The sequence below is a fragment of the Vibrio sp. Vb2131 genome, assembly GCF_033338535.1.
GTDB classification, from domain to species: domain Bacteria; phylum Pseudomonadota; class Gammaproteobacteria; order Enterobacterales; family Vibrionaceae; genus Vibrio; species Vibrio alginolyticus.
Map to the genome: position 1 here is coordinate 1 of NZ_JAWOSW010000028.1, position 12,733 is coordinate 12,733.

General features: G+C 44.9%; 13 protein-coding genes and 1 tRNA gene. 8 read left to right on the forward strand and 6 right to left on the reverse strand.

The features are described from left to right. Nucleotides 1-2 precede the first annotated feature (2 nt). The 6 genes from R7E38_RS21295 to lolB form a co-directional block, all read right to left on the reverse strand. Nucleotides 3-76: transfer RNA gene (locus tag R7E38_RS21295), tRNA-Met, on the reverse strand. Between the two features lie 284 nt (nucleotides 77-360). Continuing rightward, the gene (gene ychF, locus R7E38_RS21300) at nucleotides 361-1,452 is read right to left on the reverse strand and encodes a redox-regulated ATPase YchF (RefSeq protein ID WP_005393178.1); all 1,092 of its coding nucleotides are present in this window, start codon (nucleotides 1,450-1,452) and stop codon (nucleotides 361-363) included. 10 nt (nucleotides 1,453-1,462) lie between these two features. Further along, nucleotides 1,463-2,053, reverse strand: a complete 591-nt coding sequence (pth, locus tag R7E38_RS21305) for an aminoacyl-tRNA hydrolase (RefSeq protein WP_005384112.1) — start codon at nucleotides 2,051-2,053, stop codon at nucleotides 1,463-1,465. Between the two features lie 151 nt (nucleotides 2,054-2,204). Continuing rightward, the gene (locus R7E38_RS21310; RefSeq protein WP_005393176.1) at nucleotides 2,205-3,149 is read right to left on the reverse strand and encodes a ribose-phosphate pyrophosphokinase; all 945 of its coding nucleotides are present in this window, start codon (nucleotides 3,147-3,149) and stop codon (nucleotides 2,205-2,207) included. 27 nt (nucleotides 3,150-3,176) lie between these two features. After that, nucleotides 3,177-4,049, reverse strand: a complete 873-nt coding sequence (gene ispE / locus R7E38_RS21315; RefSeq protein ID WP_226084101.1) for a 4-(cytidine 5'-diphospho)-2-C-methyl-D-erythritol kinase — start codon at nucleotides 4,047-4,049, stop codon at nucleotides 3,177-3,179. Next, a complete protein-coding gene (lolB, locus tag R7E38_RS21320) occupies nucleotides 4,046-4,684 on the reverse strand; it encodes a lipoprotein insertase outer membrane protein LolB (protein WP_226084100.1) in 639 nt (212 codons plus the stop codon). Before lolB ends, ispE begins: the two co-directional genes overlap by 4 nt. A 134-nt stretch (nucleotides 4,685-4,818) precedes the next feature. On the opposite strand from lolB, the gene hemA reads away from it, so the two are divergent. The 8 genes from hemA (at nucleotide 4,819) to ybaK (ending at nucleotide 12,674) form a co-directional block, all read left to right on the forward strand. Next, nucleotides 4,819-6,075, forward strand: a complete 1,257-nt coding sequence (gene hemA / locus R7E38_RS21325; protein ID WP_005384104.1) for a glutamyl-tRNA reductase — start codon at nucleotides 4,819-4,821, stop codon at nucleotides 6,073-6,075. Between the two features lie 29 nt (nucleotides 6,076-6,104). Next, nucleotides 6,105-7,193: a peptide chain release factor 1 gene (gene prfA / locus R7E38_RS21330; RefSeq protein ID WP_005382222.1), complete on the forward strand. Its 1,089-nt coding sequence runs from the start codon at nucleotides 6,105-6,107 to the stop codon at nucleotides 7,191-7,193. Between the two features lie 3 nt (nucleotides 7,194-7,196). Further along, on the forward strand, nucleotides 7,197-8,051 hold the full coding sequence (prmC, locus tag R7E38_RS21335) for a peptide chain release factor N(5)-glutamine methyltransferase (RefSeq protein ID WP_017634841.1): 855 nt from the start codon (nucleotides 7,197-7,199) through the stop codon (nucleotides 8,049-8,051). A 40-nt stretch (nucleotides 8,052-8,091) separates the two neighbouring features. Next, complete coding sequence (locus tag R7E38_RS21340) at nucleotides 8,092-8,475, forward strand: SirB2 family protein (protein WP_005382225.1); 384 nt, start codon at nucleotides 8,092-8,094, stop codon at nucleotides 8,473-8,475. Nucleotides 8,476-8,481: 6 nt separating this feature from the next. Further along, nucleotides 8,482-9,291: a SirB1 family protein gene (locus tag R7E38_RS21345; protein WP_005384098.1), complete on the forward strand. Its 810-nt coding sequence runs from the start codon at nucleotides 8,482-8,484 to the stop codon at nucleotides 9,289-9,291. Between the two features lie 53 nt (nucleotides 9,292-9,344). Continuing rightward, the gene (gene kdsA / locus R7E38_RS21350; RefSeq protein WP_005384095.1) at nucleotides 9,345-10,196 is read left to right on the forward strand and encodes a 3-deoxy-8-phosphooctulonate synthase; all 852 of its coding nucleotides are present in this window, start codon (nucleotides 9,345-9,347) and stop codon (nucleotides 10,194-10,196) included. 219 nt (nucleotides 10,197-10,415) lie between these two features. Next, entirely contained in the window at nucleotides 10,416-12,098 is a 1,683-nt protein-coding gene (ushA, locus tag R7E38_RS21355; protein WP_017819985.1) for a bifunctional UDP-sugar hydrolase/5'-nucleotidase UshA, read from the forward strand. Nucleotides 12,099-12,200: 102 nt separating this feature from the next. Then, nucleotides 12,201-12,674, forward strand: a complete 474-nt coding sequence (gene ybaK, locus R7E38_RS21360) for a Cys-tRNA(Pro) deacylase (RefSeq protein WP_005384092.1) — start codon at nucleotides 12,201-12,203, stop codon at nucleotides 12,672-12,674. The last annotated feature ends 59 nt before the right edge of the window (nucleotides 12,675-12,733 follow it).

Sequence of the window (12,733 nt, forward strand, 5' to 3'; positions counted from 1 at the left end):
GGTGGCTACGACGGGATTCGAACCTGTGACCCCATCATTATGAGTGATGTGCTCTAACCAGCTGAGCTACGTAGCCAAAACCATATTTTTTGTTCTCAACGCTTTGTTGCCTTGTCGTTGGGAACGGCGCGCATTATGCGAAGTTGAGTGAGATCCGTCAACAGTTTTTTTTAATAAATTTCGGAAAAAACCTCGTTCGCTTCCTTTTTAAACAAAGAGGCGTGTTTATGATCTAAAACTGGAAATAAATTAGCTTGCAGTTGCGTAATTTATTTTTGTTCATTTACTTAAGGTATTAAAAAAGCCAGCTTAACAGCTGGCTTTTAGTGTAAATGAAGTGTTTAGAATTCATTCATTTAATTAAACATTGAAGCGGAAGTGTACAACATCGCCATCTTTTACGATGTAGTCTTTACCTTCTAGACGCCATTTACCTGCGTCTTTTGCGCCATTTTCACCATTGAATTGGATGAAATCGTCGTAACCGACTACTTCTGCACGAATAAAGCCTTTCTCGAAGTCAGTGTGGATCTTACCTGCCGCCTGAGGCGCAGTTGCACCAACAGGGATTGTCCAAGCACGTACTTCTTTAACACCTGCTGTGAAGTAGGTGTGTAGAGTCAGTAGTTCGTAACCAGAGCGAATTACACGGTTCAGGCCCGGCTCTTCGATCCCCATATCTGCTAGGAATTCTTCGCGATCTTCATCTTCTAGTTCAGATAGTTCAGATTCGATAGCTGCACATACAGGTACAACGACATTGTTTTCTTTTTCTGCGAACTCACGAACCGCATCTAGATATGGGTTATTTTCGAAGCCATCTTCGTTTACGTTTGCAATGTACATAGTTGGCTTCAGTGTTAGGAAGTTTAGGTAGCCGATTGCTGCTAACTCTTCTTTAGATAGCTCAACTGTGCGTGCCATGCCGCCTTCAGTTAGTACTGGTAACAGTTTTTCTAGTACGGTTAGTTCAAATTTTGCGTCTTTATCGCCGCCTTTTGCCTTCTTCGCGTTACGTTGAATCGCTCGCTCACAAGAATCAAGGTCAGCCATTGCAAGTTCAAGGTTGATCACTTCGATATCTTCGATAGGTGAAACTTTACCTGAAACGTGAACAATGTTTTCGTTTTCAAAACAGCGTACAACGTGGCCAATCGCGTCTGTTTCACGGATGTTAGCTAGGAATTTGTTACCTAAACCTTCACCACGTGATGCACCAGCAACAAGACCAGCGATGTCCACGAACTCCATCGTCGTTGGAAGAACTCTCTGTGGGTTAACGATCTTAGCTAGTGCGTCTAGACGTAGATCTGGCACAGGAACCACACCAGTGTTTGGTTCAATGGTACAGAACGGGAAGTTTGCTGCTTCGATACCCGCTTTAGTTAGTGCGTTGAACAGAGTTGATTTACCTACGTTAGGTAGACCAACGATGCCACATTTAAAACCCATGATAGTAACCTTATTCAGCTTTGAACGTGTGGAGGCGATTTTGTGCTTTAGATAGGCCATCCTTAATCAGGATATCTAGACAACGAACAGCCTCATCAGCTGCTGCATCTAAAAGCTCTTGCTCTTTAGCTGGCGCTTTACCTAATACAAAACCCGCCACTTTATCTTTGTGTCCCGGATGACCAATGCCAATACGAAGACGATAAAAATCTTTGTTATTGCCCAGTTTGCTAATGGTGTCACGCAGACCGTTGTGTCCACCGTGACCCCCACCTTTTTTAAACTTAGCGACACCTGGCGGTAAGTCTAGCTCGTCATGAGCAACCATGATCTCTTCAGGTTTAATTTGATAAAATTTCGCAAGCGCTGCGATCGATTTACCTGATAGATTCATGAAGGTGGTTGGGATAAGCAAACGGAGATCCTGGCCATTGACCATAATGCGTCCTGTTAGACCAAAAAACTTTGGTTCGTTCTTCAGTGTAACGTTGTGAACGCGTGCTAATTCTTCTACAACCCAAGCGCCCGCATTGTGACGAGTTCTGGCGTATTCTGGTCCTGGATTAGCAAGACCAACAAGAAGTTTGATTTGTTGACTCAAGGTTAGGATCTCTCTGGAATCTCAAAAAGCGCAGTATGATAGCACAGAAAACTCGCGGTGGGCGACCAAGGGATTTTCTAGTTATCAGTACAAATAAAAAAACACCCCAAAGAGGGGTGCTTTTGAAATCAGTGTAACTGAAATGTTCGTATTAGTTGAACATTGCAGAGATTGACTCTTCGTTGCTGATACGACGAATCGCTTCAGCCAGCATGCGAGATAGGCTTAGTGTTGTCACTTTACCTGTTGCAGCCATCTCTTTAGACAGAGAGATAGAGTCAGTTACGATAACTTGGTCAAGAACTGAGTTCTTGATGTTATCCGCAGCGTTGCCTGAGAATACTGCGTGAGTAGCGTAAGCGAATACACGCTTAGCACCGCGCTCTTTTAGTGCTTCAGCTGCTTTACATAGTGTGCCACCTGTGTCGATCATGTCATCAACGATCACACAGTCACGACCTTCAACATCACCGATTAGGTTCATTACTTCAGAAACGTTTGCACGTGGACGACGCTTATCTACGATTGCGATGTCGATGTCGCCTAGTGCTTTTGCTGTTGCACGAGCACGAACAACGCCACCTAGGTCAGGAGATACCACTACAGGGTTATCTAGACCGCGAGCCTGCATATCTTCAAGTAGCACTGGCGTGCCGAAGATGTTGTCTACAGGTACATCGAAGAAGCCTTGAATTTGCTCTGCGTGTAGGTCGATAGTTAGAACGCGGTCAACACCAACGTTAGATAGGAAATCAGCAACAACTTTTGCAGTAATTGGCACACGCGCAGAACGTACACGACGGTCTTGGCGAGCGTAGCCGAAGTAAGGGATAACTGCAGTGATACGGCCTGCTGAAGCACGGCGCATTGCATCAATCATAACAACCAATTCCATTAGGTTGTCGTTAGTCGGTGCACAAGTGGATTGAATGATGAAAACATCGCTACCACGAACATTCTCATTGATTTGAACTGCAACTTCGCCATCAGAAAAGCGAGAAACAGATGCATCACCAAGAGAGATGTAAAGACGATCAGCAATACGTTGGGCTAGTTCAGGTGTTGCGTTACCAGCAAATAGCTTCATATCAGGCACGGTGGAAACCTCGGGTTTGCGTCCAGTTTAAATAGGTCGGTGTGAGGCTGATTGGTATTCAGCCAAAGTCTCTTTTAATGGCGAAATATTGCGCCCTTGAGCGATAAATGCCGAGACTTTATCAGAGAGTTGTGCAAGGATAGTTTCTGCTTCAGATTTGCTCGAAAATTCAGCAAAAACGCAAGATCCTGTCCCCGTCAATCTTGACGGCGCGTATTGTAGCAGCCAAGAAAGTTGCTTATCAACCTCTGGGTAGAGCATTCGTACAATTTTTTCGCAATCGTTTACGCTTGGCGTATTTAAAAGTGTTTCTAGATCTCGTTTTGGGGTGTTTCGCGTCAGATCTGGATGACAAAAAACGTCGACGGTTGCAATAGATACATTCGGTCTGACGACTAAATACCATTTTTCTTCGGGATAAGCAGGAGAGAGTTTTTCACCAACACCTTCAGCAAAAGCTGCAAATCCGCGCACAAATACGGGCACGTCTGCGCCTAGTTTTAAACCTATTTCAGCCAGTTCGTCGTCAGTTAGATTCAGTTGCCATAAGTAATTCAGTGCCACTAATGCTGTAGCTGCATTCGATGAGCCCCCACCAATGCCTCCACCCATAGGCAGCACTTTCTGTAGCTCAATATGCGCGCCAAAAGGGCAGTTTGAGTAAGTTTGAAGCGCGCTTGCTGCTTTCCAAATTAAATTGTCTTGAAGGGGCACACCTTCTATGTCTGGAGAAATCGTAATATCACCAGAATGGTTCGCTTGAATGGTGAGCTCATCGCCGTGATCGACGAATTGGAATAAGGTTTGTAACTCGTGGTAGCCATTCTCTGTACGGCCGTTGATATATAGAAAGAGATTCAATTTCGCTGGTGATGGCCAGCGTGTTGAAAGTTCAATCATTGGGTGATGTTCCATTTTGTGATCACTAGATTTATTTTGACATCAGCTGTGGTGAGTTTCAGCTTATTTGGCAGAGGGAGAGACTGTTCATGCCATTGAACGTCGCCATATCGTTGATATGCAATGCTCCAATCATTTAAACCAATTTGTTTGTTTAACGCTTGCAGTGTATTGGTTGGAGACAGTTGGAATTTGTCGGCATCGGTCGGTAGACCTAATAGCCAGTCAGGCATGTGATCGACGGGCATCATCAACCCTGTAAGACGGTAAATCAGCTGGTTAGCACTGCGAGAAGAAAGGACCTGATCATCGTAAGTTTCTACTGTGGCGCCTTGTGGGGTGATGGTGAGCTTTAATGCCGTTTGTCCGAGAATCGTTGTTAAACGCAACTGGCTTAGTGCTGAAGAATGTTTCCAGTAGAAGTTTAAATTTTGTCTTTGGTCTGGGCCAATATAACCAAGTTTCCCCGTTGCTTGAAAATCTCGGATGGTTTCGAGTCGCTGCTCATGAGCTTGCCATTCAACGCTGGTAACACTTTCAGGAACGGACGAACAACCAGCGAGCAGTAAGCTCGACAAGAAAAAAAGAATAAAGGAGCGTAACGTCATGTTTGATAGCTTATTAATCAGTTTCATCGGGAATCGCTCACAACTATAGCATTGAAAAGTCGCACTTAGGAAAACAAATCCGGCTTACCCTTTCAATAAATGCGTGCTTACAGTAAAATTCTGGACCTATTTTATAACCTATCCCAGAGATACCACGTTAGATGTCCTTGCTTGCTATTGGAATTAATCACAATACAGCGTCTGTCGACTTGCGAGAGAAGGTGGCGTTTGGTCCGGATAAACTCGGCCCTGCACTCGAGCAACTTAGAGAGCACGAAGCAGTTAACGGCAGTGTGATTGTTTCAACCTGTAACCGAACTGAGTTGTACTGCGATGTTAAGCAAGGAGCGCGAAACAAGTTGATCGATTGGCTTGCTCAATTTCATCAAGTGAGCCGCGAAGATTTAATGCCGAGTTTGTATGTTCATGAAGAACAAGCTGCAATAAAGCATTTGATGCGCGTATCGTGCGGTCTTGACTCTCTGGTGTTGGGTGAGCCTCAAATTTTGGGGCAGGTAAAGCAAGCATTTTCTGACTCGCGAGATCATCAAGCTGTCGATGCCTCGATTGATAAACTGTTTCAAAAGACGTTCTCAGTCGCCAAACGGGTGAGAACAGAGACAGATATTGGTGGTAATGCCGTGTCCGTGGCTTATGCGGCATGTACACTGGCAAAACATATTTTTGAGTCGTTATCAGATTCAACCGTGCTTTTAGTTGGTGCGGGTGAGACGATTGAATTGGTCGCGAAGCATTTAGCGTCCAACGGTTGCACAAAAATGATTGTCGCGAACCGCACTAAAGAGCGCGCGCAAGGCTTAGCGGACCAATTTGGCGCAGAAGTGATCAGTTTGAACGAAATTCCTGAACATTTGGCGAAAGCGGATATTGTGATTAGCTCAACGGCGAGCCCATTGCCTATTATTGGCAAAGGTATGGTCGAAACGGCTCTAAAGCAGCGCCGGCATCAACCTATCTTGTTGGTCGATATTGCGGTGCCGCGAGATGTGGAGTCGGAAGTCGGTGAACTGAACGACGCATATCTGTATTCTGTTGATGACTTGCAATCTATCATCGACAGCAACATTGAGCAGCGTAAAGTCGAAGCGATTCAAGCTGAAGCGATTGTTAGTGAAGAAAGCGCTGCATTTATGACATGGTTGCGTTCACTGCAAGCCGTCGATAGTATTCGCGACTATCGCAAATCAGCCAACGAAATTCGTGAAGAGTTACTGAGCAAAAGTTTGCAATCTTTAGCGGCAGGCGCAGATCCGGAGAAAGTGCTGCGCGAGCTGAGTAATAAACTCACCAACAAACTGATTCACGCTCCAACTCGCGCATTGCAAAGTGCAGCTGAGCAAGGCGAACCAGCAAAATTAACGATTATCCGCCAAACACTTGGCTTGGATGATCTATAACTCACGCTTTTTATTAAGAAAACGACACTATGAAAGCCTCTATTCTGACTAAGCTAGAAACGCTAGTAGAACGTTACGAAGAAGTTCAACATCTTCTTGGTGATCCTGATGTAATTGGAAATCAGGACAAATTCCGTGCTCTATCAAGAGAGTACTCTCAGCTAGAAGAAGTAACCAAGTGCTTCCAAGCTTATCAACAAGCACAAGAAGATCTTGTCGCCGCTGAAGAGATGGCAAACGAAGACGACGAAGAAATGCGTGAAATGGCGCAAGAAGAAATCAAAGAAGCGAAAGCGACGATTGAGCGTCTTACTGATGAGTTACAGATTCTTCTTCTGCCAAAAGATCCGAACGATGATCGTAACTGTTTCCTAGAAATTCGTGCAGGTGCGGGTGGCGACGAAGCGGGTATCTTCGCGGGTGATCTATTCCGTATGTACAGCAAGTACGCAGAAAAGCGTGGCTGGCGCATCGAAGTCATGTCTTCAAACGAGGCAGAGCACGGTGGTTACAAAGAGATGATCGCGAAAGTAAGCGGCGACGGTGCATACGGCGTGTTGAAATTTGAGTCAGGCGGTCACCGTGTACAGCGTGTTCCTGCAACTGAATCTCAAGGCCGTGTGCATACTTCTGCTTGTACAGTAGCAGTAATGGCGGAAATCCCTGAAGCGGATCTGCCTGAAATCAAAGCAGCAGACCTGAAAATCGATACGTTCCGTGCATCTGGCGCGGGTGGTCAGCACGTTAACACCACGGATTCTGCAATTCGTATTACCCACTTACCAACGGGTACGGTAGTAGAGTGTCAGGATGAGCGTTCACAGCACAAGAACAAAGCGAAAGCAATGGCGGTTCTTGCTGCTCGTATCGTTCAAGCGGAAGAAGAGCGTCGTGCCGCAGAAGTGTCTGATACACGTCGTAACCTTCTAGGTTCTGGTGACCGTAGTGACCGTATTCGTACATACAACTACCCACAAGGTCGTGTGTCTGATCACCGTATCAACCTGACCATCTATCGTTTGAACGAAGTGATGGAAGGTGACCTGCAGAGCTTGATTGATCCTGTGATTCAAGAGCACCAAGCAGACCAACTTGCGGCGCTCGCAGAGAACGGCTAATCGATGAGCCAAGTTCAATCGATTGAGCAAGCACTGAAAAGTGCGACGGCGAAACTGGCAGAAGGCGGCAAAGAGTCGCCTTCTCTCGATGCAGCTGTACTCCTTTGCCATGTCCTGGGCAAACCACGAACTTACCTGCTGACCTGGCCAGAAAAAGCGTTAGAAGCAGAGCAAAAATCTCAGTTTGATGCTCTACTTGAACGACGTTTAACTGGTGAACCCGTCGCTTATATTATTGGTGAGCGAGAGTTTTGGTCTTTACCGTTTAAAGTTTCTCCTTCTACCCTGATACCTAGACCGGATACAGAACGTTTGGTCGAAGTTGCACTCGATAAGACCTACGAGCAAACTGGGCCTATTTTAGATCTTGGAACGGGGACGGGAGCTATCGCCATCGCGCTTGCATCTGAAATGCCAAAGCGTCAAGTGATGGGCGTAGACCTTAAGCAAGAAGCGAAAGCACTTGCAGAGTACAATGCTGAGCAGCTAAACATCAAAAATGTGACCTTTGCTCAAGGCAGTTGGTTTGAGCCTATTACAGAAGGTACGAAGTTTGCTTTAATTGTCTCCAACCCGCCATATATTGATGAAAAAGATCCACATTTATCCCAAGGCGATGTGCGCTTTGAGCCAAAATCTGCATTAGTTGCTAAAGAGAATGGCTTAGCTGATATTCGTCATATCTCGGATCTTGCTCGTCAGTATCTTGAAGTGGGCGGTTGGCTGGCATTTGAACATGGTTATGATCAAGGTGAGGCGGTGCGTGAGATAATGCGTGGCTTTGGTTACCAACAGGTCGCTACGGAAAAAGATTATGGCGGTAACGATCGAGTAACACTTGGTTGTCTGGCCAGTTAATCATGGAAGTCAGCAAACACTAACTAAAAAGAGAAGAAAAATGTACGTAGCTCTAAAACACATACACTTAGTGACGATCGCTCTCAGCGCGACGCTACTATCGATCCGATTCGTGTTAATGATGATGAACTCACCGAAGCGAAATAATCGCTTTTTGAAAGTGTTTCCCCACATCGTTGATACTGCATTGCTAGTGTCAGGTATCGCGCTTATTTTCATTACTGGTTTCATCCCGTTTACCGATGCCGCACCGTGGTTAACAAACAAAATCACCTGCGTACTGGCGTACATTGCGCTTGGATTCTTCTCATTGAAACTTGCGAAAAACAACCTACTGAAGATATTTGGCTTTTTCGGCGCATTAGGTTGGTTGGTCATGGCTGCAAACATTGCTGTGTCTAAGAGCCCTACGTTATTTGGATAAGACGTCATGTTAGAGTTTTTTGACGAAGATTTTGACAATATACCGTTGGTGGAAGGTGCGCTTGAGCTCAACAAAGCGATTAACCCAGAAACCAAAGTACATTGGGCGAAACAAGAGTTAGAGCGTCTTTACAAAGATGCAGAAGCCACGCTTGTTCATGAAACCGATGAAGAGCAACGATTTGATGCATTCCTACGACTGTTTTTCCACGAGTGGGGATTCAAAGGCGACGAGCAGGAATACTTTATTTCGGACAACAGCTTCATCGATAAAGTGTTGGAGCGCAGAAAAGGTATTCCTGTGAGCTTAGGTTCGATTTTGTTATACCTAGGCAAAAAGCTGGGGTTCCCGTTGAAGGGAGTTACTTTCCCTACTCAGTTCCTGTTAAAAGTCGACTGGATGCATAAGAAGCCAGACTACATCAATCCATTTAATGGTGAGTATGTAGGTGAAAGGATTCTTCAAGCTTGGCTTATTGGCCAGGAAGGACCGCTAGCTCAGCTAAAGCCTGAACATTTTGAGGAAGCTGACAACCCAACAATTATTGGTCGCTGGTTGGCATTGATTAAAAGTGCGATGTTGCGCGAAGAGCATTATACGCTGGCATTACGTTGTACGAATCTTGCTCTAACGTTTGTGCCAGATGATCCATACGAAATTCGTGACCGTGGTTTTATTTTCCAACAGCTAGAGTGCCCTCAAGTAGCGGTATCAGATTTTCAGTACTTTATTGACCAATGCCCTGACGATCCGGCTTCTGAGCTACTAAAATCACAAGTTAATGTGATGAGTGAAACGCACGTCACACTTCACTAATTTTATCGATGTGCCGAACTGTGGCGTATCGTGGACAGAAAAAGAGAATCAAAATGGAACAGAAAATCGTTAATATCGGCGACATTCAGGTTGCTAACGACAAGCCATTCACCCTATTTGCAGGTATGAACGTTCTTGAGTCTCGTGATCTTGCGATGCAGATCTGTGAGCACTACGTAAAAGTAACGGAAAAACTTGGTATTCCTTACGTATTTAAGGCGTCGTTTGACAAAGCAAACCGCAGTTCTGTTCATTCATACCGTGGTCCAGGTCTGGAAGAAGGTATGAAAATCTTTCAGGAGCTGAAAGACACTTTTGGTGTAAAGATCATCACGGACGTTCACACTGAAGCACAAGCTCAACCTGTCGCTGACGTGGTAGACGTTATTCAGCTTCCTGCATTCCTAGCTCGTCAAACTGACCTTGTTGAAGCTATGGCTAAAACAGGTGCGGTTATCAACGTGAAGAAACCTCAATTTATGAGCCCTGGTCAAGTGGGTAACATCGTTGAGAAGTTCGCAGAATGCGGTAACGACAAGATCATCCTATGTGAGCGCGGTTCTTGCCACGGTTACGATAACCTAGTTGTAGACATGCTTGGTTTTGGTGTGATGAAAAATGCTTCGAAAGGTAGCCCAATCATCTTTGACGTAACGCACTCACTACAAATGCGTGACCCATCAGGCGCAGCATCTGGCGGCCGTCGTGAGCAGACAGTTGAGCTTGCTAAAGCGGGTCTAGCGACAGGCATCGCAGGTCTATTTATCGAAGCGCACCCAAACCCAGACCAAGCGCGTTGTGATGGCCCATCTGCACTGCCTCTAGACAAGTTAGAGCCATTCTTAGCACAAATGAAATCGCTTGATGATCTGATCAAGAGCTTTGCAGATATAGATATCAAGTAAACGCCAGATGACTGGTGGTAACAAATACTATAGCCAACCGATGTTGGCTATTTTTTTATCTGAAAAACTGTAAATTCTCAAACTTGTTACTGATGAATTTGTTATTGCTAAACAATGCATCATAATTATTAAATCAATGTGTTAGGGTGCACGTGGTTTTCAAATAGATCCAATGCTTAAAATGTGCGTCAGTAATCCCAATAAGAAAAAGGTAAATAAATGAATCAGCGTCTGATGATCAAAACTGTTTTGAGTGCCGCTATCTTGGCCTCGTTAGCTGGGTGTGCTACGCAACCTGTACCAGAATGGAATGCCGATACAACCTATAAATTGACCGTATTGCACACTAACGATCATCATGGTCGCTTTTGGCAAAATCGATACGGTGAATATGGCATGGCGGCGCGTAAAACGTTAATCGATGATTTGCGCGAAGAAATACAGGCTGAGGGGGGGAGCGTGTTATTGCTTTCTGGTGGTGACATCAACACAGGAGTACCTGAGTCTGATTTACAAGATGCCGAGCCGGATTTTAAAGGCATGAGCAAAATTGGTTACGATGCGATGGCTCTAGGTAATCATGAGTTTGATAATCCATTGGATGTGCTATTCAAGCAGCAAGAGTGGGCAAACTTTCCGATGTTGTCTGCCAATATTTACGATAAAAATACTGGCAAGCGTTTATTCCAACCATACGCGATGTTTAAAAAGCAGGGCATTAAAATTGCGGTCATTGGCCTTACAACCGAAGACACAGCGAAACTTGGCAACCCTGAATTCATTGAACAAATTGACTTCCGTGACCCAAAAGAAGAAGCCAAGAAGTTGATTGCAGAACTGAAAGAGACAGAGTATCCAGATCTGATTTTTGCTGTCACGCATATGGGACACTATGAAAATGGTAATAGAGGCATCAATGCTCCTGGCGATGTGGCGTTAGCTCGTTATTTGAATGACGGCGATCTCGACATGATCGTTGGAGGACACTCACAAGAACCTGTGTGCATGGAAGGTCCAAACGTTATCAAAAAGAACTTTAAACCAGGTGATGAATGTCAGCCCGATAAACAAAATGGTACCTTTATTGTTCAGGCACATGAGTGGGGGAAATATGTGGGACGCGCCGATTACGAGTTTCGTAATGGCGAACTCTCGATGGTGAGCTACGATCTAATCCCTGTAAACTTGAAAAAGAAAGTTAAAGTTGATGGTCAGTCGCAACGAGTCTTGATCCAAGATGAGATTAAACAAGACGAAATGATGCTTGAGTTTCTTCGTCCTTATCAAGAAAAAGGTCAGGGCAAACTAAACGTGAAGATTGCAGAATCTAACGGTAAGCTTGAGGGTGACCGCAATGTGGTTCGTTACCAGCAAACAAACTTAGGTCGATTAATTGCAACGGCTCACATGGAACGTGCGAAAGCAGATTTCGCCGTAATGAATTCTGGCGGCGTTCGCGATTCGATTGCAGCAGGTGAGATTACCTACAAAGATGTGCTGACTGTTCAGCCATTTGGCAATATGGTCTCTTACGTTGATATGACGGGCAAAGAAGTATTGGATTACCTAAATGTCGTTGCAACTAAACCTGTCGACTCTGGAGCTTACGCGCAGTTTGCCGGCATTGCGATGAGTATCAATAATGGTGAGGTAACCAATGTGTTCATTGGTAATAAGCAACTTCGCTTAGATGGTAATTACCGCTTTACCGTACCAAGCTATAATGCTGCTGGTGGAGATGGTTACCCTAAAATCGACGATCATCCAGGGTATGTAAATACAGGTTTTACCGATGCTGAGGTTTTGAAGGATTATTTAGAAACACATAGCCCTATTGATGTTAATGAGTATGCCCCTTCAGGTGAAATCACGTATTTAGTTGATACGGCGATTGATCAGTAACCCAACAGAGAAAAAGCGATTGACTCAAACTCGCTGATATCATTAACTAAAAGCGCAGATCCAATTCAATCTGCGCTTTTTGTTTTTATGAGGAGAATCTTGATGACTCCGGCCATTAATCTTGCGAAAAAGAAAAAAATTCCACACACGATTCATCAGTATGAGCATGACCCTAGAGCCGATAGTTATGGCTTGGAGGCTGCTGAAGTACTGGGGCAGGATCCGAAAACAGTATTTAAAACCTTGCTGTTCTGCTTGAACGGGGAGCCAAAGAACCTTGCGGTTGCGATTATCCCTGTTGATCAAAAGCTGAACCTAAAACTGGCGGCGAAAGCAGCGAAGGGTAAAAAGGCCGATATGGCTGATCCGGAAATCGCCCAAAAGACCACAGGTTATGTCGTTGGTGGAATTAGCCCACTAGGGCAGAAGAAAGCCTTACCTACTTTTTTGCACGAAAGCGCAGCAGAGCAAGACAAAATCTGTGTGAGTGCTGGTAAACGTGGTTTAGAAATTGAGTTAGCCCCGAGAGATTTGCTGAGCTTAACTCGTGGTCAGTTTGCACCTCTTTGTTTGTAAACTCATGACAAATAAAAAGGACGCTCATGAGCGTCCTTTTTTGATCTTGCCTGTCAGTG

What these genes read in the sequence shown, in the direction of transcription:
- R7E38_RS21345 (WP_005384098.1), top strand. Translation starts at nt 8,482, where the DNA reads ATGTTAGAGTTTTTTGACGAAGATTTTGACAATATACCGTTGGTGGAA.
- ychF (WP_005393178.1), bottom strand. Translation starts at nt 1,452, where the DNA reads ATGGGTTTTAAATGTGGCATCGTTGGTCTACCTAACGTAGGTAAATCA.
- ushA (WP_017819985.1), top strand. Translation starts at nt 10,416, where the DNA reads ATGAATCAGCGTCTGATGATCAAAACTGTTTTGAGTGCCGCTATCTTG.
- ybaK (WP_005384092.1), top strand. Translation starts at nt 12,201, where the DNA reads ATGACTCCGGCCATTAATCTTGCGAAAAAGAAAAAAATTCCACACACG.
- kdsA (WP_005384095.1), top strand. Translation starts at nt 9,345, where the DNA reads ATGGAACAGAAAATCGTTAATATCGGCGACATTCAGGTTGCTAACGAC.
- lolB (WP_226084100.1), bottom strand. Translation starts at nt 4,684, where the DNA reads ATGAAACTGATTAATAAGCTATCAAACATGACGTTACGCTCCTTTATT.
- hemA (WP_005384104.1), top strand. Translation starts at nt 4,819, where the DNA reads ATGTCCTTGCTTGCTATTGGAATTAATCACAATACAGCGTCTGTCGAC.
- R7E38_RS21340 (WP_005382225.1), top strand. Translation starts at nt 8,092, where the DNA reads ATGTACGTAGCTCTAAAACACATACACTTAGTGACGATCGCTCTCAGC.
- prmC (WP_017634841.1), top strand. Translation starts at nt 7,197, where the DNA reads ATGAGCCAAGTTCAATCGATTGAGCAAGCACTGAAAAGTGCGACGGCG.
- prfA (WP_005382222.1), top strand. Translation starts at nt 6,105, where the DNA reads ATGAAAGCCTCTATTCTGACTAAGCTAGAAACGCTAGTAGAACGTTAC.
- ispE (WP_226084101.1), bottom strand. Translation starts at nt 4,049, where the DNA reads ATGATTGAACTTTCAACACGCTGGCCATCACCAGCGAAATTGAATCTC.